Source organism: Gammaproteobacteria bacterium (assembly GCA_016199745.1).
Classification (GTDB): domain Bacteria; phylum Pseudomonadota; class Gammaproteobacteria; order Acidiferrobacterales; family Sulfurifustaceae; genus JACQFZ01.
On record JACQFZ010000071.1, the window covers coordinates 78,661 to 103,663 of the forward strand.

22 protein-coding genes and 1 pseudogene are annotated in these 25,003 nt (G+C 58.7%); 12 read left to right on the plus strand and 11 right to left on the minus strand.

Features of this window, described 5'->3' with window-relative positions; all coding sequences use genetic code 11:
- Positions 1–62 precede the first annotated feature (62 nt).
- The 3 genes from HY308_19220 to HY308_19230 form a co-directional block, all read right to left on the minus strand.
- A complete protein-coding gene (locus tag HY308_19220; protein ID MBI3900393.1) occupies positions 63–1,124 on the minus strand; it encodes a hypothetical protein in 1,062 nt (353 codons plus the stop codon).
- A gap of 128 nt (positions 1,125–1,252) precedes the next feature.
- A complete protein-coding gene (locus tag HY308_19225) occupies positions 1,253–2,368 on the minus strand; it encodes a PilT/PilU family type 4a pilus ATPase (protein MBI3900394.1) in 1,116 nt (371 codons plus the stop codon).
- Between the two features lie 2 nt (positions 2,369–2,370).
- Complete coding sequence (locus tag HY308_19230) at positions 2,371–3,447, minus strand: type IV pilus twitching motility protein PilT (protein ID MBI3900395.1); 1,077 nt, start codon at positions 3,445–3,447, stop codon at positions 2,371–2,373.
- 136 nt (positions 3,448–3,583) lie between these two features.
- On the opposite strand from HY308_19230, the gene HY308_19235 reads away from it, so the two are divergent.
- The 3 genes from HY308_19235 (at position 3,584) to HY308_19245 (ending at position 7,154) form a co-directional block, all read left to right on the plus strand.
- Complete coding sequence (locus tag HY308_19235) at positions 3,584–4,504, plus strand: pyrroline-5-carboxylate reductase (protein ID MBI3900396.1); 921 nt, start codon at positions 3,584–3,586, stop codon at positions 4,502–4,504.
- A complete protein-coding gene (locus tag HY308_19240; protein MBI3900397.1) occupies positions 4,504–5,100 on the plus strand; it encodes a YggT family protein in 597 nt (198 codons plus the stop codon). Before HY308_19235 ends, HY308_19240 begins: the two co-directional genes overlap by 1 nt.
- 68 nt (positions 5,101–5,168) lie before the next feature.
- Positions 5,169–7,154: a dynamin family protein gene (locus HY308_19245; protein MBI3900398.1), complete on the plus strand. Its 1,986-nt coding sequence runs from the start codon at positions 5,169–5,171 to the stop codon at positions 7,152–7,154.
- Between the two features lie 11 nt (positions 7,155–7,165).
- Here the strand turns inward: HY308_19245 and HY308_19250 are convergent, their stop codons facing one another.
- The gene (locus HY308_19250) at positions 7,166–8,524 is read right to left on the minus strand and encodes an alpha/beta hydrolase (protein MBI3900399.1); all 1,359 of its coding nucleotides are present in this window, start codon (positions 8,522–8,524) and stop codon (positions 7,166–7,168) included.
- Between the two features lie 179 nt (positions 8,525–8,703).
- On the opposite strand from HY308_19250, the gene HY308_19255 reads away from it, so the two are divergent.
- Entirely contained in the window at positions 8,704–10,266 is a 1,563-nt protein-coding gene (locus HY308_19255; GenBank protein ID MBI3900400.1) for an MFS transporter, read from the plus strand.
- Here HY308_19255 and HY308_19260 read toward each other — a convergent pair.
- From HY308_19260 to HY308_19270, 3 genes are read right to left on the minus strand one after another with little or no spacing between them, the layout of a single operon-like run.
- On the minus strand, positions 10,263–11,063 hold the full coding sequence (locus HY308_19260) for a ferritin-like domain-containing protein (protein ID MBI3900401.1): 801 nt from the start codon (positions 11,061–11,063) through the stop codon (positions 10,263–10,265). The genes HY308_19255 and HY308_19260 overlap by 4 nt on opposite strands.
- A 7-nt stretch (positions 11,064–11,070) precedes the next feature.
- Positions 11,071–13,560 carry an FtsX-like permease family protein gene (locus HY308_19265; GenBank protein ID MBI3900402.1) on the minus strand — a complete coding sequence of 830 codons (2,490 nt, stop codon included), beginning with the start codon at positions 13,558–13,560 and terminating at the stop codon, positions 11,071–11,073.
- Position 13,561: 1 nt separating this feature from the next.
- Positions 13,562–14,248, minus strand: a complete 687-nt coding sequence (locus tag HY308_19270; GenBank protein MBI3900403.1) for an ABC transporter ATP-binding protein — start codon at positions 14,246–14,248, stop codon at positions 13,562–13,564.
- On the opposite strand from HY308_19270, the gene HY308_19275 reads away from it, so the two are divergent.
- Positions 14,247–14,855: an arylesterase gene (locus HY308_19275; GenBank protein MBI3900404.1), complete on the plus strand. Its 609-nt coding sequence runs from the start codon at positions 14,247–14,249 to the stop codon at positions 14,853–14,855. The two genes, HY308_19270 and HY308_19275, sit on opposite strands and share 2 nt — an antisense overlap.
- Before the next feature lie 33 nt (positions 14,856–14,888).
- On the opposite strand, the gene xth is transcribed toward HY308_19275, so the two are convergent.
- Positions 14,889–15,662, minus strand: a complete 774-nt coding sequence (gene xth, locus HY308_19280) for an exodeoxyribonuclease III (protein MBI3900405.1) — start codon at positions 15,660–15,662, stop codon at positions 14,889–14,891.
- Positions 15,663–15,709: 47 nt separating this feature from the next.
- Between xth and pyrE the strand changes: the two genes are divergently transcribed.
- Positions 15,710–16,369 carry an orotate phosphoribosyltransferase gene (pyrE, locus tag HY308_19285; GenBank protein MBI3900406.1) on the plus strand — a complete coding sequence of 220 codons (660 nt, stop codon included), beginning with the start codon at positions 15,710–15,712 and terminating at the stop codon, positions 16,367–16,369.
- Here the strand turns inward: pyrE and HY308_19290 are convergent.
- Complete coding sequence (locus HY308_19290; GenBank protein MBI3900407.1) at positions 16,347–16,745, minus strand: polymer-forming cytoskeletal protein; 399 nt, start codon at positions 16,743–16,745, stop codon at positions 16,347–16,349. The genes pyrE and HY308_19290 overlap by 23 nt on opposite strands.
- A gap of 60 nt (positions 16,746–16,805) precedes the next feature.
- Positions 16,806–17,561, minus strand: a complete 756-nt coding sequence (locus HY308_19295; GenBank protein ID MBI3900408.1) for a sulfite exporter TauE/SafE family protein — start codon at positions 17,559–17,561, stop codon at positions 16,806–16,808.
- A gap of 132 nt (positions 17,562–17,693) precedes the next feature.
- On the opposite strand from HY308_19295, the gene HY308_19300 reads away from it, so the two are divergent.
- Positions 17,694–18,344 carry a hypothetical protein gene (locus HY308_19300; protein MBI3900409.1) on the plus strand — a complete coding sequence of 217 codons (651 nt, stop codon included), beginning with the start codon at positions 17,694–17,696 and terminating at the stop codon, positions 18,342–18,344.
- Between the two features lie 161 nt (positions 18,345–18,505).
- Positions 18,506–19,717, plus strand: coding sequence for a sulfate adenylyltransferase (sat, locus tag HY308_19305; GenBank protein MBI3900410.1), 1,212 nt, complete (start codon positions 18,506–18,508; stop codon positions 19,715–19,717).
- Positions 19,718–19,785: 68 nt separating this feature from the next.
- Here sat and HY308_19310 read toward each other — a convergent pair whose 3' ends face one another.
- Complete coding sequence (locus HY308_19310; protein ID MBI3900411.1) at positions 19,786–20,736, minus strand: DUF2183 domain-containing protein; 951 nt, start codon at positions 20,734–20,736, stop codon at positions 19,786–19,788.
- A gap of 200 nt (positions 20,737–20,936) precedes the next feature.
- Here HY308_19310 and HY308_19315 point away from each other — a divergent pair, with 200 nt between their 5' ends.
- The 4 genes and pseudogenes from HY308_19315 (at position 20,937) to HY308_19330 (ending at position 24,996) form a co-directional block, all read left to right on the plus strand.
- Entirely contained in the window at positions 20,937–22,358 is a 1,422-nt protein-coding gene (locus HY308_19315) for a circularly permuted type 2 ATP-grasp protein (GenBank protein ID MBI3900412.1), read from the plus strand.
- A 10-nt stretch (positions 22,359–22,368) separates the two neighbouring features.
- Positions 22,369–23,349 carry an alpha-E domain-containing protein gene (locus HY308_19320; GenBank protein MBI3900413.1) on the plus strand — a complete coding sequence of 327 codons (981 nt, stop codon included), beginning with the start codon at positions 22,369–22,371 and terminating at the stop codon, positions 23,347–23,349.
- Between the two features lie 11 nt (positions 23,350–23,360).
- Complete coding sequence (locus HY308_19325) at positions 23,361–24,170, plus strand: transglutaminase family protein (protein ID MBI3900414.1); 810 nt, start codon at positions 23,361–23,363, stop codon at positions 24,168–24,170.
- A 142-nt stretch (positions 24,171–24,312) separates the two neighbouring features.
- Positions 24,313–24,996: pseudogene (locus tag HY308_19330) on the plus strand (peptidase).
- Positions 24,997–25,003 lie beyond the last annotated feature (7 nt).

Consider the following 25,003-nt stretch of genomic DNA (forward strand, 5'->3'; position numbering starts at 1 on the left):
TAACTTCTTCGAGTACTGATGACCCGCCTTCAGCGGGTCATCTGGTCGTTCATTCATCTGGTTCAATTCGGCAGACGCTTTTCGACGTATTTAACATCGAAGGCAATTACACGAGCTGCCAATGAATCAATAGCGTGCACATTTTTAGCGTTGCCTTGGGGATTACTTTCATCATCCCATCCCTCCTTTTCTATATCGGGATAATTTTTTTGCATGAGAACGAATGCCTCATGTAGATGATCGCGCGCCAACTTTATACTCTTATGTCGAATAGCTTCAGCGGCCGCTTGGAGTAAACGATCGAGTTGCGAAGCCAATGTTGATTCAATTACTTTCATATCGACCATGTCTTTAGTGACATGTATCCGCAATGCGTCGAGCACAACAGCACCATCGAAGGAACTAGGAATAGTTATCCGAGGAACAGCAGCAATACATGGCACAAAGTTGCTCGACTCTAACTGAGCAATTTGTTGTCCGAGCGGACTTTCAAATTCCGGCGCGCTACCCAACCATGCGGCTGTCGTTCGACGGCCGCGTATTTCCATTACAGCTACGCCTGGCAAGTCGTCGCTCTCTAATACAAAACCACTTTGCTTTTTCCCCGGTGCAATACCCAATTGACTAGCACTCATCATTTCATTCGCATTCTTTCCTGCATAAGACCAATCCAACTTGAGGGAAGAAGATTTTGTGTCTGGAAAAGTGGTGCCATGCCACCCCGTAGGGTCTATGGGACTACCAGAATTTAAATTACTTATCGCTGTGGTCAGAGCGGCAATTGACTGCTTTGCAGTTTTGCCATTTTCAAGTTGGTATTGATAGCGGATCGCTTCCGTATTTTCGACAAAGTCATACTTGGGCTTCAGCACTGGCTTAACTTTTGTTGCGGGTTCGAAAATAACTTCGTAATACGAATTGTTATCGCCTTTGTAAGTGACAATGTAGTTGCCGCTATTAGCGTCAAAGACAATGCCCTCTTTCCAATCCCGATACACTTCTTTAAAGCGACCAGTTTGAGGATCCATCTCGGCACCGATAAATCCCCTTCCATACTCAGCTTGTGCTGAAAAAGTGGCTCCGCAATTGGCGACGAGAAGTAAAAACCAAATTTTCATTTTCATAGCGAGTCTACCGGCGTATGACTCGGCGTCAATTGACGTTTTTTGTCAGATTAGAGAGCCATGAAGCCTTACAGCAACTTAGCAATAATTGTAAGTACGCATGTCTCGATCTTTTAACGACTTACAAATTATTTGTAAGTAATATTCCGCAAGGTATCGCCCAACTCGCGGCCCTTCGAATCCTTGCCTTCGAGCTTGATACGCAGGCGAACGTCGTTCACCGAGTCAGCGTTACGCAACGCGTCGTCATAGGTGATGAGATCGGCGTCGTACAGGCTGAACAGCGATTGGTCGAACGTCTGCATGCCGGCCTCGGCTGACTTGGCCATCAAATCTTTCAAACCGGGGATATTGCCTTCCATGATCATGTCGGAAATGAGCGGCGTGTTGATCATAACCTCGACCGCCGGCACGCGGCCCTTGCCAGTCTTCATGGGGATCAGGCGCTGCGAGACGATCCCCTTCAGGTTAAGCGCCAGGTCCATGAGCAATTGGTTCTTCTTCTCTTCTGGAAAGAAGTTGATGACGCGATCGAGCGCCTGGTTGGCGTTGTTGGCATGGAGTGTCGACAGACACAAGTGGCCGGTCTCGGCGAACTGAACGGCGAGATCCATGGTTTCGCGCGAGCGGATTTCGCCGATCAAGATCACGTCTGGTGCCTGGCGCATGGCGTTCTTCAGCGCCACGTCGTACGAGTCGGTATCAACGCCGACCTCGCGCTGCGTAACGATGCAATTCTTGTGTTGGTGCACGTACTCGATCGGATCTTCGATCGTGAGGATGTGGCCGTAGCTGTACTCGTTGCGATAACCGATTAGCGCCGCCAACGACGTCGATTTGCCTGAGCCGGTACCACCGACGAACAACACCAGGCCGCGCTTGGTCAACGCCACCTCGGTCAAAATCTTCGGCAAGTTGAGATCGTCGAACCGCGGGATATCGGTGTTGATCGTACGCAGCACCATACCGACACGCTGCTGCTGCAGAAATACGTTCACGCGAAAGCGGCCGATCTCTTGCGGTGCGATCGCGAAATTACATTCGTTGTGCGCTTCGAACTGACGGCGCTGCTCTTCGTTCATGATGCCGTAAACGAACGCGCGCGATTGTTCCGGCGTCAGCGACTGCTTGGTCACCGGCACGAGCTTGCCGTCGACCTTGATGGACGGCGGCACACCGGCGGTAATGAATAAGTCGGATGCCTTCTTGTGCTTCATCAACTTCAGCAGGTCAGTGAAGTTCATCGTTATTTCGCCCCCGCTTTAGGCGCCCCGCCGCTTGGCACCGGCTGAAACATTTCCTTGTTGACCGCAGAAGAGCGCGCCTCGTCGATATGGATCTGCCGCGCCTTCACTAAATCCATTAAACATTGATCGAGCGTCTGCATGCCCATGTTCTGACCGGTCTGAATGGCGGAATACATCTGCGCCACCTTGCCTTCGCGAATTAAGTTTCGAATCGCCGGCGTGCCGATCATGATCTCGTGCACCGCGCAGCGTCCGCCGCCGACCTTCTTCAACAACGACTGCGAGATCACCGCGCGCAGCGATTCCGACAACATCGCCCGCACCATGTCTTTCTCCGCTGCCGGGAACACATCGATGATACGGTCGATGGTCTTGGCGGCCGACGACGTATGCAGGGTGCCAAACACCAAGTGACCGGTCTCGGCGCCAGTCAGCGCCAGGCGAATGGTCTCAAGATCGCGCATTTCGCCGACCAGGATGATGTCTGGGTCTTCACGCAAGGACGCGCGCAGCGCATTGTTGAAGCTCAAGGTGTCGCGCCCGACTTCACGCTGGTTCACCAAACAGTTCTTGCTGGTGTGCACGAACTCGATCGGATCTTCGATCGTCAGAATATGTTCATGACGGCTTTCATTAACGTAATTGATCATCGCCGCCAACGTGGTCGATTTACCGGAGCCAGTGGGCCCGGTCACCAACACCAGACCCCGCGGCTGGTCGGAAATTTTCTTGAAGATCTCCGGTGCGTTCAGCTGTTCGAGCGTCAACACCTTCGATGGAATAGTTCGGAATACAGCCGCTGGCCCGCGTTCCTGGTTATAAGCATTAACGCGAAAGCGCGATATGTTCGGCAGGTCGAAAGAAAAGTCGCACTCGAGGAACTCCTCGTAATCTTTTTGCTGTTTATCCGACATAATGTCGTAGACCATGTTGTGGACGGTGCGATCGTCCAACGGGTCGACATTGATGCGTTTAATGTCGCCATCGACGCGAATCATCGGCGGCAAACCCGCGGATAAGTGCAGGTCGGAGGCGTTCTGTTTGTAAGCAAACGCCAGTAGTTCGGCGATATCCATGGGGCTCCCGGCGTTTTCGTTCTAGGAAAGCGTGCAATTAGAAGGAGTTTCGCTTCTTGTCTAATTTTTAGTCTAAGCCGTGCAGCGATGCAACGCGCGTTGCGCCGTGCGCACTTAGGGTTTTAAACTGCCCGCCATGGCCGCAAAGAAAAAAACCAAGCGCCGGCAGCCCACCGCGCGATCAAAACAATCGACCGCCCGCAACGTCGCCCGCCGCCCCGTTCGCCAACAACGGCCGCTGGTCGGCTTCCTCGGTGCCGGCAACATGGCGCGCAGCTTGGCCGGCGGCTTGATTGCTAACGGTTGGCCTAGCCAACGCGTCATTCTTTCCGACCCCAATGCCGAGCAACGCGCCACGGTCGCGACACTGTTTCGCGTTAAAACCTACGCTACGAATGCCGACATCGCCGGCCGTGCGCAAATCTTGGTGATCGCCGTCAAACCGCAAGTATTACAAGCTGTAGCCCGCGAGATCGCCGATGTTGCACAAAAACAGCGGCCGCTAGTGATCTCGATTGCCGCCGGTGTGCGTGCCGATGACATTCAACGCTGGCTCGGCGGCGGACTGCCGATCGTGCGTGCCATGCCGAATACGCCGGCACTGGTCGGCTCCGGTGCTACCGGGCTCTATGCCAACGACCGGGTCGATGCGTCGATGCGGGCCCAAGCCGAGTCGATTTTGCGCGCTGTCGGCGTTACCTCCTGGCTCAACGACGAGGAATCGTTGGATGTCGTCACTGCCCTATCTGGCAGTGGCCCGGCGTATTTCTTCTTAGTGATGGAAGCTTTGGAACGTGCCGCCATCGACGAAGGTCTCGACCCGGCAACGGCGCGGCTATTAACCTTAGAAACCGCATTCGGCGCCGCCAAGATCGCACTCGAAGACGCCGAGCCGCCAGCGACGCTGCGCGCACGCGTCACCTCTCCCGGCGGTACCACCGAACGGGCCCTGACCGTATTGCGCGAAGGTGGCTTGGAACGGCTGTTCCAAGAAGCGATCCGCGCCGCCGCCCACCGCGCCCGCGAACTCGCCGACCTGTTTGGCAAGGAGCTGTAATGCCCTATTTCAGCCAAGCGGCGCTGTTTCTGATTCAAGTCGTCTTTGGGTTCTATACCCTGCTGGTGCTGCTGCGCTTCTTGTTTCAGCTGGCGCGCGCCAGCTTTTATAACCCGATCTCGCAGTTCATCGTCGCCCTGACCAACCCACTACTGAAGCCACTGCGCCGCCTGATCCCTGGAATGCTTGGCATCGACTGGGCAGCAGTGGTCCTGCTGGTTGCGCTGATGGTGTTGGAAATTTATCTAACGAGTTGGTTGTACGGCTTCACACCGGCGATCACCGCCGTCATCGTCCTAACGGTGGCACGGCTGATTCGGCTGACGGTGTATGTCTATCTAGTGGCCATCTTCGCGCGCGCCGTTATGTCGTGGATCAATCCATACGGCGAACGCCATCCGCTCGGTGACCTGTTAGCCGGGCTCACGGAGCCGCTGCTGTTCCCGGCGCGGCGAATGATCCCGTCGCCGCAAGGCATCGACTTATCGCCCCTGGTCGTCAGCGTCCTACTGATTCTGACCTTAATGTTGATCGTGCAACCGATCATGGATCTGAGCTTTACACTCGATCCGCGCCTAGCCAGCGTCATCCATTAACCCCGCCGATTATTTCCCACACAAAGCTCTAGCTTTTTCTGAAGTTCCATAGGTAAACTGCCGTCCCGATGGCCTTACCAATCATCGGCATTCCTCAACCGCTAGTCCGTCCCCCGACGGCGACGATTAATGCCTTTGGCCGACGACTCAGTGACTATAAGAATTGGCGCGACGAGCTAGCGGTAATCATTAGCGATTACCAGAGCTGGGTCGAAACCCAAGGTCTGGGCCACGGCGAAGACGACCTCCGCGTCTACGAATTAATCGACGCCCTCAAGTACGACAAGCTCACGGTGGCCTTGGTCGCCGAGTTCTCCCGCGGCAAGACCGAGCTCATCAACGCCATCTTCTTCGCCGACTATAAGCAACGCCTGCTACCGTCCGACGCCGGCCGCACGACTATGTGCCCAACCGAGCTGCTGTACGAAGAGCGGGAACCACCGTGCGTGAAGCTATTGCCGATCGAAACCCGTAAGTCATCGCTCACTATCGCTGAATACAAGCATATGGCGGCATCGTGGTCGATGATGTCGCTCGATTTGCAACATCCAAAGGCAATGGCCGAGGCGCTGCAGCAGATCGTACAAACCAAAATGGTGAGCGTGCGCGAAGCCGAGGAACTCGGTCTTTATAATCGCTTGGCACCCGGGGTCATGCCGCCGAGCGATGGCAAGATACAGATCCCGCTGTGGCGCCACGCCATTATCAATTTCCCGCACCCGCTGTTGAAACAGGGCCTGGTCGTGCTCGATACGCCGGGCCTCAACTCGCTCGGCACCGAACCCGAACTCACTATGAGCATGCTGCCGTCGGCACACGCGGTGCTGTTCGTGCTGGCGGCCGATACCGGCGTCACCAAATCGGATCTCGATGTCTGGGTCAATCACGTGTGCATCGCCCGGCGCGGGCCGAGCGATGCACAGCTGGTCGTGTTGAATAAAGTCGATGCGCTGTGGGATGAGCTGCGCACCGCCGACACCATTGCCACGACTCTTACACGCCAAATCGACGAGACCTCGAAGACTCTCGGCGTCAATCCGCGATCGATTTTCCCGGTGTCAGCGCAGAAAGGTCTAGTCGGCAAAATCAAGGCCGATCGTGCGTTGATCGAGCGCAGCGGCCTCATCGCGCTCGAGACCAAACTGTCGACCGACATCATCGCCGCCAAGCAGGCGCTAATGCGCGACAAAATCGCCCGCGAAATCGGCAGCATTGTCGACCACACCCGCGCCATGATCGAGGCACGCTTGGCCTCGGTGAAAACGCAACTGGCCGAGTTGCAGAGCGTTTCGGGTAAAAGCCAGGCGGCGATCCAGCAAATGATCAGCCATATGCGCGGCGAAAAGCAGGCATACGATCAGACGCTGAATAATTTTCAGCACACCCGCGCGGCGCTGTCGGAAGCCAGCAAAATACTGCTCGACTATTTGAGCGTCGAAAGCTTCGATGCGCTGCTTATCCGCACCCGCAACGCCATGCAGGAATCGTGGACGACACCGGGACTACAAGTGGGTATGAAATTGTTGTTCGACGGCGCCATCGAAACCATGGAAAAAGCCGACCGGCAGGCACAGCAAATCCTGACACAAGTGCAGTCGATTCATCATAAATTCCTCGGTGACCGCGGTCTGGCCCGCCTCCAGCCGACAGCGCTTTCGCTAGCAATTTGCAAGGCGCGCATGCAGCGCTTGCGCGAAGAGGCGGAAGCATTCCGCAAGAGTCCGGTCACGCTCATGACCGAGCAGCACTTCGTTATCAAAAAATTCTTCATCACTTTAGGCAGCCGCGCGCGCGTCATCTGCGCCGACTGCAACACCGCCGCGCGCCACTGGAGCAAGGCGATCATGGCGCCGATCCTGGCGCAGGTACGCGAGCAGAAGATGATGATGGACCACCGGCTGGAAAACCTAAAACGCATTCACCAGAACTTGGGCAACTTGAGCGGCCGTATCGCCGATCTCGAAGCGAACAAGCAGAACCTCGAAAACCAGTTACTCATCATCGACAACATGCTGCGCAAGATCGGGCCGCCGAACACTTCGCTCCACTCCTAACGCCGTCCGCACTACATCGGGTTGTCCGGCGCCAACGCATAATAGCCGTGCACTTCGCCTTTGGTGTGCGGACTTTGCATACGACAGATCGAGAAAACGACCGACGAGGATTGCGGCGCCTTTATCGCCGCGTCCTTGCCGTCGATATCGACGCCGGCAAGATCCAAACGACTGCCGATTGCGGTGATCGCGGTATCGCCTTCGATGCGGCCGCCGGTCATGACCACCACCGCGCTGTGTACCAGTAAACCGACATCGCCGCCGCCGATATAGCTCTGTTCGATGGTGACGCGCGAGTGCACCGCCTTGAGCTGGTGCACGCGGGCATTGCGGATGATGACTTGCTGGCAACCATTGAGATTAAGCGACTCGTAGTCACCTTCGTACACCACATCGCGCCGACGCGTACAGCTGACGTTGCCGTATTTTTTTAGCGGCGCCGACGCGCTCAGCGGCACCGGCGTATCGTCGAGGAACGATGCCAGCGTCGAGCGGAACCGCTCCGGCGCTTCGCGCATCGGCACATGCGCGGCGGTATCGAACACCACTAGGCGCGCATGCGGCATCACATGCTCCAGCAATTTGCCGGTACGTACCGGCGTGACCAAATCGTCCTTACCCCAGATGACCAGCGTATCGGTCGACAGCTTGCGTAATTGCTTACTAAAATCTTCGATCGCGACCGCGAGGCCGGCGATGGCGCTGGGATCGCCGCTGAACATCGTCTCGCGCAATTTCGGGCTCGCCAGCACGACCTCCGGGTCGAACGAGCTTTGCTCCAAGCTGCCGAGAATTTTGCGAATAACCTTAGCAAAACCCGACGCCGGATCGACCTCGTCCGTCGTTCCTTCGAGACCGATTTGCGCCAAATGATGGGTGGCATAGGCATAACGATGCAAAATGCCGGGCGCATCGATGACGACGAGCTTGGCGACGTCATCCGGATAGGTCGCGGCATAACGCAACGACACCACCGCCCCCATGGAGTGACCGACCAGCACAAACGGCCGATGCGCGAAACGCTCGGCGACGCGCTTTAAGAAAATGACATAGTTAGTCGGCGAGTAAGCGACATTCGCCTTGCTCGAACGACCGAAGCCCGGTAGATCGACGGCGACCACATGATACGAACGCGCCAGCCAAGTAATGGTTTCGGCATAATCTTCCGCCCCCGGACCGATGCCGTGCACCAGCACTATCGTGAGTGCATGTTCCTTTCCGGCCTCATAGACATAACCGAAACCTTCCAATGCCGGCTCATCGACGCGATACGCCTGCGTCCCCGCCGGGCCGCCGATGGGCGCGGCTGAAACCGTAGCAACCCAAGCCAACAGAACGAGAACCGCCACCGCCATAGATTTTCGCTGCAACGCAAACTCCGCAATCTTAAGTGGTCGACGACTTAATCTACCACGAAGCGAAAGTGGCAAGACCGAAGCGGTATTGCACTAGGCGGCGCAATCGACACGTTCCTCATTCGCGACCTCTGAAAACGACATGATCACGCTATACTTCGCCGGCCGCACTTTCGTAAAAGGAACTTCCGCTGATGACTACTAAGATGCCGGCCTGGCGTGCTGTCTGGCTGGCACTGAAGAGCTGGCGCACCGCCGCCGTCAGCCTGCTGTCGTTTTCCTCCGGACTACCGCTTGGGCTCGTTTGGATCGCAATCCCGACTTGGCTCGCTGACCAGGGCGTCGATATCAAGATCATCGGCCTGTTCACGCTGGCGCAAGCGCCATGGAGCTTCAAGTTCTTGTGGTCGCCGCTAATGGATCGTTACGCACTGCCGATCCCGCGTGTGGGTCGCAAGGTCGGCTGGGCACTGATCGCACAAATTTTATTGCTCGCACTTACGTTCGCCCTCGGCAATGTCGCTACCCATCCCGATGCCATCTGGATCATCGGCACGCTGACAATCAGCATCGCGCTGGCATCGGCAACACAAGACATCGCCGTCGACGCCTACACCGTCGAGGTACTGGAACCGCACGAACAAAGCGTCGCCGTCGGCTTGCGGACGGCGCTCTATCGCACGGCGATGTACGTCGCCGGCGGTGTCGCCATTACGCTTGCCGGCATGTGGTCGTGGCCCATGGTATTTACGCTGCTGGCCCTGCTGTACGTGCCGATGCTGCTGGTGACCCTACTCGCACCGCGTCCCGCCGTCGATCAGCTACCGCCGCCAACCTCGTTACGTGCCGCCGTGTGGGAACCCTTCGTCGGTTTCCTCGCCAAAGCGCGCGCGCTCGAACTGCTCGCGTTCGTAGTCCTGTACAAGCTCGCCGATAATCTCGCCGGCGCACTGCTACGGCCGTTCTTAGTGCAGGTGGGTTTCGATCACGTCGACGTCGGCATCGCCACCGCCTCCATCGGTCTGGTCGCAACGCTGTTCGGTACTTTTCTCGGCGGCATGCTGACGACGGCGATGGGTCTCGGTCACGCCCTATGGGCGTTCGGCGTGCTGCAGTTATTGTCGAACCTGGGCTACGTGTTGATCGCGATGGTCGGTGTCGACCGACCGCTCATGTATGCCGCCATGGGTTTCGAGAGTCTCACCAGCGGCATGGGCACCGGCGCTTTCGGCGTGCTGCTGCTACGCATGACCATGAAGCAATTCTCGGCAACGCAGTACGCGCTGTTCTCGAGCCTGTTCGCACTACCGCGCATTTTTGCCGGGCCGGTCACCGGCGTGATGGTCGATGCCATGGGCTGGTTCGATTTCTTTTTGTTCACGATCGCTGTCGGCGTACCCGGCTTGATCATGCTGCATCGGTTTTCGCCGTTTGGCGTGCGCGAACCGAGACTCGAGGGATTGGCCGATATCGTGCCACGGCAGTACACCCGCGCCGACCTGCTAAAACGGGGACTCGTCAGCGGCATCATCGGCTTCGCGGTCGCGATCGTCTCGGTGGCGGCACTACAAGCGGTGAAGCAACGTCAACTCGTCGGTGGTTTCAATCTGCTGCCGCCGCTGCAAGCCATGACCACACCGAGCACCGTCACCGACTGGTTGACGCTGTTCGGAGCACTGCTCTTTAGCCTCACCATCGCCCTAGCCGCGGCGGCCACCGCCGCGGCACGCTCACAACGACCCGCGAAAAACGTTTAAGTTTTAGTCGCCAACATTTCCAACAACGCCATCTCGTCGTCGCTAAACCCCGCCTGCCGCCGCGCCGCCTCGGCGAACGGCGGCCGCAGTCGCGGCGCGTTGTACTCCACCAGCAAACGTCGAAACGTTTCGAGCGGGTCGAGCGCGCGCTGCTCGCATAAATAGTGGTACCAGCGATTGCCGATACGCACGTGACCGATCTCGTCGCGCTGGATGATTTCCAAAATCTCGACCGCGCGCCGATCACCGCACGATTTGAACTTGTTGATCAGTGTCGGCGATACATCTAACCCGCGTGCTTCGAGGACACGCGGCACCAGCGCCATACGTACCAGTGGATCGTGCGCCGTCTGCAACGCCATTTGCCACAAACCATTGTGCGCACTGAAGTCGCCGTAGTCGAAACCGAGCGAACGTAGATGATCGCGCAACAACGTGAAGTGATACGCCTCCTCCGCCGCCACTTGTAGCCAATCGCCATAATAAGCGCGTGGCAGGCCACGGAAGCGATAGATCGCATCGAGCGCGAGATTGATGGCGTTGAATTCGATATGGGCGATCGAATGAATCAGCGCTGCCCGACCTTCGAGGGTCGACACCTGTCGACGCTCGACGTCGCGCGGCGATACTAGCAACGGCCGTTCCGGCCGACCGGGTTGATCGACGACATCGATCGCACTGTCACCGTCTTGATCGAGCTCGCCGGCATCCCACGCGCGCTTCAACGCCTGCATCGCGGCGCACTTGCTGGCACCATCCGCCTGCAGCAAGGCTTCACGAACCGGAAGAAAATTCATCGTCATATCAGAGCTCGCGCAACACCGTTAGTGGACTACGCTCGACGACGCGACGCGTGCCGACATAACCGGCGACGCCGATGAGCGCGCCGCCAAGCAACGGCGCCGCGATCCACACCGGCCACTTCACGCTGTACTCGAGTCCGAACGCGCGTGCATATAAAAAGTAAGCGCTGATCTCGGTACCGATTGCCGCCAGCAAGCCGGCGAGCACGCCGAGCGCGGTGAACTCAGCAATGTGGCCGAGACGCAATTGCCGGCGGCTGGCGCCAAGCGTGCGCAGCAACGCACCTTCGTACAAACGCTCGTCGAGGCTGGTGGCGAGCGTCGCGTATAGCACGGCAAAGCCGGCAGCGAGCACGAACAGCAACACCAGCTCAATCGCCAGCGATGCTTGCCGAACGATACTGCGCACCTGATTCAGAAACTGATCGAGCTCCAATACCGTCACCGCCGGGAACGATCGCACGAGCGCGGCCAAGGCCGGCTTCTGCTTTTCCGGCAAATAGAAACTCGTCATATAAGTCGCCGGAAAATCATTGAGCACACCGGGAGCGAAAATCATAAAGAAATTGGGATGGAACGAATCCCATTCGACCGTGCGCAAGCTGGTCACGCGGGCAGCGAGCGCGGAGCCGCCGATGACAAAGCTGAGCGTATCGCCGAGCTTAATACCGAGCCGCTCCGCCAACTTCGCTTCGACCGACACGCCGGCAACGTTGCCGTGCCACCACGCGCCGCTGATGAGGCGATTATCCGGCGGCACCGTCGCCGCCCACGTTAAATTAAGATCGCGTTGCAACGCGTTATCGGTGCTCTCGTCTTTGCTAACCGCCTGCTGCACGATATTACCGTTGATCGAGGTCAGGCGACCACGCACTACCGGATACAACGCCTGCGTGCGAATCTGGTGTGTCGCCAAAAACTTTTCCACGCCGGTCACGTCGTCGGGCAAGATGTTGAACGCGAAGTGGTTCGGCGTTTGCGCCGGTAATTGCGCTTGCCAGGTCGACAACAAATCGGTGCGCACTAACGCGATCAGCGCCATCGCCATCAGCGTCAAACCGAACGCCAAAATCTGGCCGACGCTGGCGCGCGTACGCCGCCAAAGATTGTTGAGGCCGAAACGCCAGGCGACACCGACATGTCGATGCCAGCGCCGACCAAAGCGCAGTAATGCCCACGCCAGCGCACCGAGCACGATTACCGCCGCCGAGGCGCCGCCGAGCACACCCAGCGTCAACGTCCAATCGCCGGTGTAACGCCACATCAAGCCAACGATAGCGACCGCGGCGGAACCGTACACTGCCCAAGCACTCGCCGGCAGCGGTATCAACTCACGCCGCAACACCCGCAGCGGCGGTACACGCTTCAACCGCAGCACCGGTGCGACCGCAAAGCCGGCAAGCGTAATGAGGCCCGTCGATAAACCGAGCAACAGCGGCGCCAAACCGGCACCAGGCAACTTCACCGGGAACAAATCTTTGACAACGAAATAAATCGCTTCTTGCGCGACGAAGCCGAACGCACAACCGACCAAGCTCGCACCGACGCCGAGCACCAGCAACTGCGGCAAATAAATCTGGGCGATGTCGCGCTGGCTACTGCCGAGACAACGCAACATCGCGCTCATGTCGTAGTGCCGTGCGCTGTAACGCCGCGCTGCCATGGCGATAGCGACACCGGCGAGCAACACCGCTAGCAAACTGGTGAGGCCGATGTAACGCTCGACGCGCTCGATGGCGCGGCCGATGGCGGCGCCGCTATCGAGCGGGTCACGCACGCGCTGGCTCGGATCGAGTTGCGGCGTCAGCCATCGGCGATACGTATCGACGGCGATTTCGCCACCGGCCAATCCGATCGCGTAGGTCACGCGACTGCCCGGCTGAATGACACCGGTGCGCGGCACGTCAGCGATGTTGATCAGCGCCCGCGGTGCGAACGCCAGAAAGTTACCGCCGCGTCCCGGCTCATCGGTGAGCAGGCGCGTGACGGTGAAGGTCGCCGAACCAATGTCGACACGATCGCCGACTGCCATTGCCAGCGCAGGCAGGAGTCGTGCTTCGACCCATACCGTACCTACCGCCGGCGTATCGGCAGCAGCCGTATCCGATGCATACAACGCTGACGCAGTGCGCACTACACCCCGAACTGGATAACCGGCGCCGGCGGCGCGCACGCCGGTCAGCTGCAAGCGTTCACCGCGCACGACAACACTGGAGAAGTCGACCGTTTCGGTTACAGCTAACCCGTTCGTTCGGGCTCGCTCGATCCATGTGCGCGCGATTGGCTCCGGTCCCTGCACCACAAGATCGGCACCGAGCAACTCGGCCGAGCGCCGCGTCATACCACGCTCGACGCGATCGTTGAAGAAACCGACAGCAGTGACGGCGCCGACGGCGATCGCCAGTGCAATCGCGAACAACCGCAGCTCACCGGCACGCCAGTCGCGCGCTAACAACCGCAGTGACAGCTTGAGATTACGCGCGAAACGCATGTCAGCCCGGCTCGACGATACGACCGGCATCGAGTTGAATGCGCCGATCGCAACGCGAAGCGATACCGTCGTCGTGCGTCACCAATACCAGCGTGGTATTGCGCTCGTGGTTCAATGCAAACAACAACTCGATCACACGCGCACCGGTCACGCTGTCGAGGTTGCCGGTCGGCTCATCGGCGAACAACACCGTCGGCCGCGACGCGAAAGCGCGAGCGATGGCGACGCGCTGCTGCTCACCGCCGGATAACGCCCGTGGATAGTGCGTGAGCCGCGCCGCCAAACCGACGCGCGTTAACAGCTCGCGCGCTTGCGGCTCGGCATCGGCGTGCCCGGCCAGCTCGAGCGGTAACATTACGTTTTCGAGCGCGGTCAGCTCCGGTAATAATTGAAAACTTTGAAACACGAAACCGACGGCACCGGCGCGCACCTTGGCGCGCCCGTCTTCGTCGAGCTGGGTCAACGACGCACCGGCCAACATCACCTCACCTTCCGTGGGCGTATCGAGACCGGCGAGCAATCCGAGCAGCGTCGATTTGCCCGAGCCGGAGACACCGACGACGGCGACGCTTTCGCCGGCCTTGATATCGAGATTCACGCCCGACAAGATGTCGAGCGGTCCTTCGGCGGTGACAACGCGTTTACTGAGGCGGGTGGTGGCGATGATGGTTTCGGTGGCAGATGGCATGCGTAGATTCTTAGTCGTCATAGTGCTGCTCGGGTTCAGCGCGCTGCCGGCCACGGCGTTTGCGCGAACGATTCTCGTGCTCGGCGATAGCCTGAGCGCCGCTTACCAGATGGATGTACGCGCCGGCTGGGTCGCGCTACTTGAACAACGGCTCGCGCAACAGAAGCTCGATTACCAAATCGTCAATGCCAGCATCAGTGGCGATACCACCGCCAACGGCCTGGCGCGCTTGCCGCCATTGTTGAAGAAACATCATCCGGCGATCGTCGTCATCGAGCTCGGCGGCAACGACGGCCTGCGCGGACTGCCGCTGGAGCAAATGAAACATAACATCCGCACCTTGGCCGCAAAAGCGAAGTCGGCCGGCGCCAAGGTTTTGCTGCTCGGCATTCGCCTGCCGCCCAACTATGGCAGTCGCTATACCGAAAGGTTTCAGCAGGTTTATAAAGAAGTGGCGGCCGAGCAGCGCGTGGCGCTGTTGCCGTTTATTCTCGATGGGGTTGGCGGCGATCGGGCGTTGATGCAGCAGGATGGAATTCATCCGAGCGCGGAAGCACAGCCGCGGGTGTTGGAGAATGTTTGGGGGGAGTTGAGGAAGTTGCTGTAGGGGAGGAATCGCCCCAACGGGGCGATTCAACTCCTACACCTCGTAATCGTAATCCACAATCAACGGTGCATGATCCGAAAAGCGCCGACGCTTGTAGATCGACTCATCGGTCGCCTTCGCCGCAATCCCCGGCGTCGCGATCTGATAGTCGATGCGCCAACCGACGTTCTTCGCCCACGCCTGACCGCGATTCGACCACCAGGTGTACTGCTCGGGTTTGTCATTCAAGCGGCGAAACACATCGACATAGCTCAACTCATCGAACACTTTCGTCAACCACGCCCGCTCCTCCGGCAGGAACCCGGAGTTCTTCTGATTCGAGCGCCAATTCTTCAAGTCGATCTCTTTGTGGGCAATGTTCCAATCGCCGCAAATGATGTACTCACGACCGCTGCCCGCGAGCTTTTTCATGAACGGATAAAACTCGTCCATGAAATGAAACTTCATCGCCTGCCGCGCCGGGCCGCTGGAGCCGGACGGCAGATACAGCGAGATCACGCTCAACTTGCCGAAGTCGACCTGTAAGTAACGGCCCTCGACGTCGAAGTCCGGCACGCCGATGCCGAGCTTCACGTTGTCCGGCTGCTTCTTGGTATAGATCGCGACGCCGGCATAACCCTTCTTCTCGGCGCAGTGAAAATAGCCGTAGTAATTCTTCGGCCCGAGCATCTGCTTGGTGCAATCCGCCTCCTGCGCGCGCACTTCCTGCAAGCAGACGACGTCCGCCTCTTGGCGACGCATCCAATCGAAAAAGCCTTTGCTGGCAGCGGAGCGGATGCCATTTAAATTGACGGTAATGACGCGCATGGGAGTCCTCGATGTGCCGGCGCATGATAGCCGGTAGAATGCGGCGCATGAAATCCTATCAACGCGAATTTCTCGATATCGCCCTCGCCTGCCAGGCGCTGCGCTTCGGTACGTTTACCCTGAAGTCCGGTCGCATCAGCCCGTACTTCTTTAACAGCGGGTTGTTCAACACCGGTGCGCGGCTGGCGGCACTCAGCCGGTTTTACGCCGCCGCGATCACCGACAGCGGCATCGCTATCGACCTGCTGTACGGGCCGGCCTACAAAGGTATCCCATTGGTAGCGGCGACCGCGACCGCGCTGGCGCAAGAATTTCAACGCGACCTGCCGTACGCGTTCAATCGCAAAGAGGCCAAGGATCACGGCGAGGGCGGCAACATCGTCGGCAGCGCACTCGGCGGACGCGTGTTGATCGTCGACGATGTCATCTCGGCCGGTACATCGGTGCGCGAATCGATCGACATCATCAAACGCGCCGGTGCGACGCCGGTCGCGGTGGCGATTGCACTCGATCGACAGGAACGCGGTCAAGGGACGCTATCGGCGGTACAGGAAGTGGAACAGAACTTCGGCCTGCGGGTCATCCACATTGCCGATCTGACGACGCTGTTGGCGTATCTAAAAGGAAAATCGGGCGTCGACGACCACCTGGCGGCGGTGACAGCCTATCAACAGCAATACGGAACTACGACGACCGCCGCTCGTTGAAACGCACGAGCTGCGGCAACGGCCGCATATGAATTTCACCGTCGTACACTGCGCCTTCGGCCATGGCGATCACCGGTGCCATGATATTGCCGCGAATTCGTGCGCTCGCTTTGAGCTCCAATTTCTCGCTGGCATTGACGTCGCCGATTACCTCGCCGGCGATAACGACGTGCTTGGCGTTGATGCTGCCATGCCAATGACTACTCGCACTTAACACCAAATGGCCGTCGGTCTCGCATATGCCATTTACCTGACCATGCACCAAGTAGTTGTCACCACCGGAAAAATTGCCGCGGTAAACGGCGCCCTCGCCGATCACGGTCGCGAATTCAATGTGATCGAGCGTGCGCCGTTGTCGACGACGGAAAAATTGCATCGTGCCTCCTAAACTAGTGCGCGTACCTTAAGCCCCAGGTTCGGATTCGCGCAACCCGCATCAGATCCACAGCAGCTTCAGACCAACGAGCACCGTCAGACACTCGTAGGCACGCTTGATCCACTGGTTACCTTTGACGATCGCCCAATGCGCGCCGAGATAACCGCCAAGTAACGAGCCGGCGAGCAGTGCCGGCAGCCAGCTCCACTTGATCTCACCGAGTAGCCCGAGCGTTACCGCGCCGGCGCCATTCCAGAATAGACCGACCAGCACCAATGTGTGCGCTACCGCCCGCCGGTAGTCGAGACCGAACCAGCGGATCAACCAGATGGTGCAGAACAGTCCGGTACCGGAAGTTAGCGAACCGTTCAAAATACCGATGACGAACAGCACGAAACCGCCGAACCAATAACGCCGGCCCTCGCGGTTGGCCGGTAGGTGTTCGAGGCCGAGACGTTTGTTGAAAAAGGAATAAAGACCGAGACCGATCGTGAGTACGCCAAGGGCAATGCGCGCGCCGGTCTCCGGTACATCCAGGATGAAAGCGGCGCCGATAGCGACACCGGGCAGGCCGGCGGCGAGAATGTAGAGCGTCAGCCGGCGTTCGAGCGATTTCTCGCGTAAATGCCGCAGCGTCGCGCCGACGCCGAGAGCGACGCTGGCCACTTTGTGCGTTGCCAGCGCCACCGCGAACGGCAGCCCGAGAAAAATCAGCATCGGGAACTGAATTAGGCCGGCGCCACCGCCGGAAAACGCCGAAAAGACGTTGGCCGTCAACGAAATCGTTAATAGCAGGAGTTGGTCGGCAAGCTGCACGCGTCACGATGAGCTAAAGTTAAGGATCGGCGCGAATTATGCACTAACCATCGCCGCCATCGGTGATGGTTTGACAGAACGGCGCCGCTGCCTATCTTTTGACTAACAAACCTAATAGCTATCGCTACTTACATGAAACGATCCCTCGTCTATCTCGCTGCCGGCATTGCCGCGTTGTCGGCTGTCGCCGCTCTCGGCGAAAGCACCAGCAGCGGTGGCAAAATTAAAAAATGCCAGGACGAAACCGGCAAATGGTACTACGGCGATACCGCCGCTGAATCGTGTGCTAAGTCCAAAGTCACGATCCTGAACGATAAAGGCTTGAAGACGAAAGAAATTGCCGCGCCGCCGACGCTCGATGAGTTAAAAAAAGTCGAAGAACAGCACGCCGAGCAACAACAAGCCGCCGACCAGGTAAAAAAGGACGAGTTACTGTTGGCCACCTACTCGCATGAGGAAGACATTATTTATGTCCGCGACCGGCGAATTGAACAGCTGGAAACCGCTATCCGCACTAGCGAGGAAACGCTGAACTCGCTGCGCGCTACCATGATACGGTTAGAAACGCAGGCAGCCAATGAGAAAAAGGCCAACTCCGTGTCGGAACACACCACGCAGACGATGAATCGGACGCGCCAGCAGATAAACAATCACGAGGTACTGATTGCGCAGCATCGTAAGGAAGAGGAAGTGGTACGCCAGCGTACCGACGCCGAGCTTAAACGCTTCCGTGAGCTCAAGACCAAACCGGTGCTGTTGCAAGAACCTGCCAAAGCGCCGTAATCCGATACCAACGCTTCCTAGCGACCGTCATATCGTTATGTCGAAAAATTATGGAAGGCACGGCTGCGCGCCGGCCTCCGTGGTTTAGTATCTCCCGCTGACAATCTCTCCTGACGGCCGATCGGCCGCAGGCACCCAAGCAAGCATAAGGTAAACACACCATGGCAAAGCTGGTTAATCCCCACGGCGGCGGCGAACTGAAACCGTTGCTGCTCGAAGGCGCCGCGCGCACGCAGGAACTGGCGCACGCCAAATCGCTAAAGCAAATCCGCATCAGCTCGCGCGAGGCCGGCGATCTCATCATGCTCGGTATCGGCGGCTTCACCCCGCTCGACGGCTTCATGACCCGCGCCGACTGGGAAGGCGTGTGTGACGGCATGAAAACCATGAGCGGCCTGTTCTGGCCGATCCCGATCACGCTCTCGACCGATAACGCCACCGCCGACACGATCAAGACCGGCGTCGAAGTCGCGCTAGTCGACGGCGAATCGAACGAGATTCTCGCGACCATGAAGGTCACCGAGAAGTACACGATCGACAAAGCGCACGAGTGCATGATGGTCTACAAGACCACCGACGCCGAGCATCCGGGCGTGAAAATGGTGCTGGAACAAGGTGAGGTAAACCTCGCCGGTCCGGTAAAGGTGCTGTCGCAAGGCGGTTTCCCGGAAAAATACCGCGATCAATTCTTAACGCCGGCGCAAACGCGCGAGCTGTTCAAGCAAAAAGGCTGGAGCACGATCGCCGCGTTCCAGACGCGCAACCCGATGCATCGTTCGCACGAATACTTAGCGAAGATCGCCATCGAAATCACTGACGGCGTGCTGGTGCATTCGCTGCTGGGTAAGCTCAAACCCGGCGATATCCCGGCCGATGTGCGCTCCAAGTCGATCGCGGTGCTGATCGACAAATATTTTGTGAAGAACACCGTAGTGCAAGCCGGTTATCCGCTCGACATGCGCTACGCCGGTCCGCGTGAAGCATTGCTACACGCCGTATTCCGCCAAAACTACGGCTGCTCGCATTTGATCGTCGGTCGCGATCATGCCGGTGTTGGCAGCTATTACGGCCCGTTTGACGCGCAGCACATCTTCGACGAGATCCCGAAGGACGCGCTCGAGACCAAGCCGCTCAAGATCGATTGGACCTTCTGGTGCTTCCAGTGCGGCGGTATGGCCAGCAGCCGCACCTGCCCGCATGACGAAAAGGATCGGCTGCTGTTGTCCGGCACTAAACTGCGCAAAATGTTGTCCGAAGGCACACCGGTGCCGGTCGAGTTCTCGCGCGCGGAAGTGCTCGAGGTATTGCAGGAGTACTACGCGACACTCGACGAGAAAGTCGAGATCAAACTCACCGGTCACTCGGCGCGTTAATAAATGTGGGGTGGGCAGAAAAACACTGCCCACCCTACCCCATAAAAAGCCGCCCGCGGGCGGCTTTTCTATTTGAGTAACGCCTGCGCCAGATCCTTCTGTTCGGGGAACACCACACGCTCGGGATCCGGATGTACCCGTCGAATCCATACCGCCTCGACCCGCTGCGGATGACGTTTACGAATCGCATTATAAATTTCCGGATCGCGCTCACCGTCGTCGCCGATCAGCACAAATCGCACATGCGGCAAGCGCGCAAAGATCTCCTCGATCTTCGTCGTTTTATACGCCACCTGGTCGGTCAGCGGTTCCGTGGTCGAGTCGTTCGTCACTCGCTTCGTCAGTAACACGCCACGCGGGAAGGCATTGTGCTGCAGGAACATTTGCAACGATGTTTGTAGCTGATGCGGCGAAGCGGAAAGATAGAACACCGGTGCCGCCGCTGGCCGGCGATTGCGCGCTGCTAGCGAATCGTAGAACCGCGCAACGCCGGCCACCGGCTGTCGTTGCAGCGGATTCTTGAGCACCGTGTTCTTGAACAGCTTGGTTTTGTCGGTAACATCGGATACTTGAATCGTGTCGTCAACGTCGGAAATGATGCCGACGGTATTTTCGGCCGGCACGATCAAGAGCGCGCCATCGGTGGTAGCGCCTTCGACGTAGCCGGCGACTACATGCCAACCCGGCATCAAAGGTTCAGTCGCGGCGATAGCAATCTTGAAGTAACCCTCGTCATCAGTGACGTCACTGAATACGCGCTCGAAAACTTGCACGTTCACTGTCACGCCCTTGCGTTCGTCGTTAAAGAACGTTCGCACGCTGCGCTTGAGGTTACTCCACCGCGAGTCGGTGATTTGCGGTTCGGCAACGTCGTGATGCTCGATAACGCGCCCTTCGACCACTGCCGCACGCGTGTCGCCGTAACCCGCATACAATGCTATCGCATCACGCTCGGCGTGTGCCGCCAACGGCATCAGCACCAATCCAAGCAGCAAGAGGCGCTGCACAATATTCACCATCGATACATTCCTCACCGGTATCCGGCACCACTATAGCGCGGGTACTACGCCAGCTGCACCGAAGTAGAATCCGAGAAATTCAACGCGATATACCGTAGGCGGTAGCGCCCGACTTGGGACATAATCCGCTACGAGCTGCGCAAACTACGCTGCGCGGTGACTTTTTTAGATAAGCGCGAGCAACGATACAACTAAGAACCATGCCGACGCCGATCTATAACGAGATGCTGCTGGACGGCGACGATTCCGCTGTCCGCGCGCACTACCAAGAATTCCACGCGTGGCTCGCCCGCCAAAGCGCCGAGTCGATCGCTTTCAAACGTGCCGAAGCCGATCTCATCTTCCATCGTGTCGGCATCACCTTCGCTGTCTACGGCGACGATCAAGGCACCGAGCGGCTAATTCCGTTCGACATCATTCCGCGGGTCATTCCAGCGGCGGAGTGGAAACAGCTCGAAGCCGGCCTGCGTCAGCGCACCCAAGCACTCAATCTTTTTATCCACGACATCTACCACGAGCAGGCGATCGTGAAGAGCGGTGTGATTCCGGCCGAACAGATTTTTTGTAATACCCAATATCGGCCGGAGATGCAGGGCATCGATGTTCCCGGCGGCATCTATGCCCACATCGCCGGTATCGATCTGGTACGTACCGGTGAAGGCGAGTTCTACGTGCTCGAAGATAATTTGCGCGTGCCGTCCGGTGTGTCGTACATGCTCGAGAACCGCAAAATGATGATGCGGCTGTTCCCCGAGTTGTTCGCGCGCAACAAGGTGGCGCCGGTGGCGCACTATCCCGACTTGCTGTTGGAAAACTTACGCGCCGTCGCCCCGCGCGACGTCGCCGAGCCGACGATCGTGGTGATGACACCGGGCATGCACAACTCGGCGTACTTCGAACATGCGTTCCTGGCGCAGCAAATGGGCATCGAATTGGTCGAGGGCCAAGACCTGTTCGTCGACAACGAAGCGGTCTACATGCGCACGACCCGCGGCGCCCGCCGGGTCGACGTGATTTATCGGCGCGTCGATGACGACTTCCTCGATCCGCTCGCGTTCCGCCCCGACTCGAGCCTCGGCGTACCGGGGTTGCTGTCGGTGTATCGCGCCGGCGGGGTCACGCTGGCGAATGCCATCGGCACCGGCGTCGCCGACGACAAATCGATTTATCCGTACGTGCCGGACATCATTAATTTCTACCTCGGTGAAAAGCCGCTGTTGAACAACGTGCCGACGTGGCAATGCCGCAAGCAAGACGATCTCGAATACGTGCTGGCGCATCTGCCGGAGCTGGTCGTCAAAGAAGTCCACGGTGCCGGCGGTTACGGCATGCTCATCGGCCCGGCGGCGACGCAACAGGAAATCGCCGACTTCCGCCTGCGCCTACGTGCGCGACCCGACGGTTACATCGCCCAACCGACGTTGGCGCTATCGGCCTGCCCGACGTTCGTCGAGCGCGGCATCGCGCCGCGCCACATCGACCTGCGACCGTTCGTGCTGTCCGGCAAAGGCATCGGCATGGTGCCCGGCGGACTCACGCGGGTGGCGCTGCGCGAAGGCTCGCTAGTGGTGAACTCGTCACAGGGCGGCGGCACGAAAGACACATGGGTGGTGGAACAGTGAGGCGACAATCATGCTAAGCCGCACCGCCGACCATTTGTTCTGGATGGCGCGTTACACCGAGCGCGCCGAGAATACCGCGCGCATGCTCGACGTAACGATGCAGACCTCGCTATTGCCGCAGTTCGATTCCAATGCGGAGTCGTTGTGGCACGGCATGCTCGGCATTTCCGAGCTGCAACAATCGTACGAGAAGCGCTACGGCGCGATCGCGCCGGCGCAGGTGCTCGACTTCATGGTGTGCGATCCGGCGAACCCGTCGAGCATTTACTCGTGCGTGCAAGCGGCACGCGAAAACGCCCGTGCCGTACGCGGCGTGTTGACGACCGAAGTCTGGGAAACGGTCAACACGACTTGGCTCGACCTGCCGAATCGGCTGAACCACGAGACCCTCGAGCAAAACCCGTCGAAGTTCTTCGAGTGGATTAAGTACCGCTCACATCTGACGCGCGGCGTTCTCGTCGGCACGATGCTGCATGACGAAGGGTTCCACTTCACGCGTCTCGGTAACTTTCTCGAACGCGCCGACAACACCGCGCGACTGCTCGACGTTAAATACCATGCGCTGGCAGAACAAGGTGCCAATGGTTGCAACGGCGTGCAAAACGGAAATGCCGATAACCACCAACTGGAGTTCTATCACTGGGCAGCGGTGTTGCGTTCGGTATCGGCGTTCGAGGTGTATCGCAAAGTTTATAGCGACGTGATCATGCCGGCGCGCGTCGCCGAACTGTTGATGTTACGCGCCGACATGCCGCGCTCGTTGTTGCACTGCCTGAACGAAGTGCTGGCTAATCTGGAACAGGTACGCAACAACCAATCCGGCGAGACCGAACGCCGCACCTGCATCCTGCGCACCGATCTGCACTACGGCCGCATCGACGACATTTTGCAAACCGGATTGCACGCATACCTGACGAATTTCCTCGAACGCGTCAACGATCTCGGCGTTCGCATCAGTCGTGATTTTCTCGTGCCACCCGCGACTCCGTGAGCAACGACACCATGCGCTTCACGATCCAGCACGAAACGATCTACTCGTACACATCGCCGGTGCATTACAGCATCCAGCAATTGCGCCTGACACCGCGCATCGACCAAAACCAGCGCGCGCTGTCGTGGCAGATCACCGCGCCGGGGCCGCTGCAACGTTCGATCGACGCCTACGGCAACATCACCCACACGATGGTGCTGCGCGCGCCGCACAACGAGATTCGGATGCTGGTCAACGGCTCGCTCGAGATCGAACCGCTGCGCGACGGCCACGTGCCAACCACGAACGACATGCCCGGTTCTGAACTATCGCCACTCGTGTACACCGTCGCCACTCCGCTCACGACCGCCGACGACAGCGTGCGCGCGTTCGCCGCCCGCCATTTAGCGCGCGATCGGCGTGCCACGAATTTTGTGGCGCTGGCGGAGGCAATCTGCGATGCCGTGCAATACCAAAGCGGCATCACTGAGGTGACCAGCACCGCCGCGCAAGCGCTCGCGATCGGCCAAGGCGTATGCCAAGACCATGCGCACTTGTTCCTCGCCTGCTGCCGCGCCAACAACGTGCCGGCACGCTACGTCAGCGGTTACATCCACCCCGGCGATACGACCCACGCCGCGAGTCATGCGTGGGCCGACGTTTGGGTCGAGGACAAGGGTTGGATCAGCATCGATATCACCCATCGCCAATACGCTGGCGAACGTCACTGCCGGCTGGCACTCGGCCGCGACTATATGTCGGCGGCACCGATACGCGGCGTGCGTACCGGCGGCGGCGACGAATCGTTGGAAGTGCGGGTGGCAGTACGTACGGATCAGTAACAAAGTTAGTTTTAGTTAAGGAAACGCTGAATTAATCAGAGGTTCCTTACATTTAGACGGTATCGCCGCACATTCACCGTACCCCGGCGCCGTTCCGCATCCTGTTAAACTCGCCTCCCTCTAACGCTCGCGAATCTTCCCTATGACCTACTGCGTCGCTATGCGGCTTAACGCCGGCCTTGTATTCCTGTCCGACTCGCGCACCAACGCCGGCGTCGACCAGATCGGCACGTTTCGCAAGATGACCGTGTTCGAGCAACCGGGCGAGCGCGTCATGACGCTGATGACAGCGGGCAACCTCAGCATCAGCCAAGCAGTCCGGCAAATACTGATGGAACGCACCGGCGACGGCCCAAGCCTGTGGAACGCGCCGACGCTGGTCGACGCCGCCAAGCTCGTCGGCGATGCCGTGCGCCAAGTCTACGAGCGCGATGCCAAGCATTTGCGCGAACTCGGCATCGACTTCACGTTGACGATGATCTTCGGCGGACAAATCGGCGGCGAGCGCTGCCGGCTGTTCCAGATTTACGCCGCCGGCAACTTCATCGAAGCCACCGACGAAAATCTCTACTTCCAGATCGGCGAATCGAAATACGGCAAACCGATCCTCGACCGCGTAGTGACACCGGCGATGACGCTGGACGAGGCCGCTAAGTGCGGGCTGATCTCGATGGACTCGACACTGCGCAGCAATCTGTCGGTCGGCCTGCCACTCGATCTGCTGTGTTACGAAACCGGTGCCTTGCGGGTCACGCGCTTTGCGACCATCGGCGCTGACGATTCTTATTTTCAACTACTGCGCCGCACATGGGCACAACGTCTCAAACAGGCGT

Bases quoted from the DNA above. Each gene is read 5' to 3' on its own strand.
- HY308_19240 (MBI3900397.1), top strand. From the start codon at position 4,504: ATGCCCTATTTCAGCCAAGCGGCGCTGTTTCTGATTCAAGTCGTCTTT.
- sat (MBI3900410.1), top strand. From the start codon at position 18,506: ATGGCAAAGCTGGTTAATCCCCACGGCGGCGGCGAACTGAAACCGTTG.
- HY308_19315 (MBI3900412.1), top strand. From the start codon at position 20,937: ATGCCGACGCCGATCTATAACGAGATGCTGCTGGACGGCGACGATTCC.
- HY308_19275 (MBI3900404.1), top strand. From the start codon at position 14,247: ATGCGTAGATTCTTAGTCGTCATAGTGCTGCTCGGGTTCAGCGCGCTG.
- HY308_19225 (MBI3900394.1), bottom strand. From the start codon at position 2,368: ATGAACTTCACTGACCTGCTGAAGTTGATGAAGCACAAGAAGGCATCC.
- HY308_19260 (MBI3900401.1), bottom strand. From the start codon at position 11,063: ATGAATTTTCTTCCGGTTCGTGAAGCCTTGCTGCAGGCGGATGGTGCC.
- HY308_19245 (MBI3900398.1), top strand. From the start codon at position 5,169: ATGGCCTTACCAATCATCGGCATTCCTCAACCGCTAGTCCGTCCCCCG.
- xth (MBI3900405.1), bottom strand. From the start codon at position 15,662: ATGCGCGTCATTACCGTCAATTTAAATGGCATCCGCTCCGCTGCCAGC.
- HY308_19300 (MBI3900409.1), top strand. From the start codon at position 17,694: ATGAAACGATCCCTCGTCTATCTCGCTGCCGGCATTGCCGCGTTGTCG.
- HY308_19310 (MBI3900411.1), bottom strand. From the start codon at position 20,736: ATGGTGAATATTGTGCAGCGCCTCTTGCTGCTTGGATTGGTGCTGATG.
- HY308_19325 (MBI3900414.1), top strand. From the start codon at position 23,361: ATGCGCTTCACGATCCAGCACGAAACGATCTACTCGTACACATCGCCG.
- HY308_19220 (MBI3900393.1), bottom strand. From the start codon at position 1,124: ATGAAAATGAAAATTTGGTTTTTACTTCTCGTCGCCAATTGCGGAGCC.
- HY308_19265 (MBI3900402.1), bottom strand. From the start codon at position 13,560: ATGCGTTTCGCGCGTAATCTCAAGCTGTCACTGCGGTTGTTAGCGCGC.
- pyrE (MBI3900406.1), top strand. From the start codon at position 15,710: ATGAAATCCTATCAACGCGAATTTCTCGATATCGCCCTCGCCTGCCAG.
- HY308_19230 (MBI3900395.1), bottom strand. From the start codon at position 3,447: ATGGATATCGCCGAACTACTGGCGTTTGCTTACAAACAGAACGCCTCC.
- HY308_19290 (MBI3900407.1), bottom strand. From the start codon at position 16,745: ATGCAATTTTTCCGTCGTCGACAACGGCGCACGCTCGATCACATTGAA.
- HY308_19255 (MBI3900400.1), top strand. From the start codon at position 8,704: ATGACTACTAAGATGCCGGCCTGGCGTGCTGTCTGGCTGGCACTGAAG.
- HY308_19270 (MBI3900403.1), bottom strand. From the start codon at position 14,248: ATGCCATCTGCCACCGAAACCATCATCGCCACCACCCGCCTCAGTAAA.
- HY308_19235 (MBI3900396.1), top strand. From the start codon at position 3,584: ATGGCCGCAAAGAAAAAAACCAAGCGCCGGCAGCCCACCGCGCGATCA.
- HY308_19320 (MBI3900413.1), top strand. From the start codon at position 22,369: ATGCTAAGCCGCACCGCCGACCATTTGTTCTGGATGGCGCGTTACACC.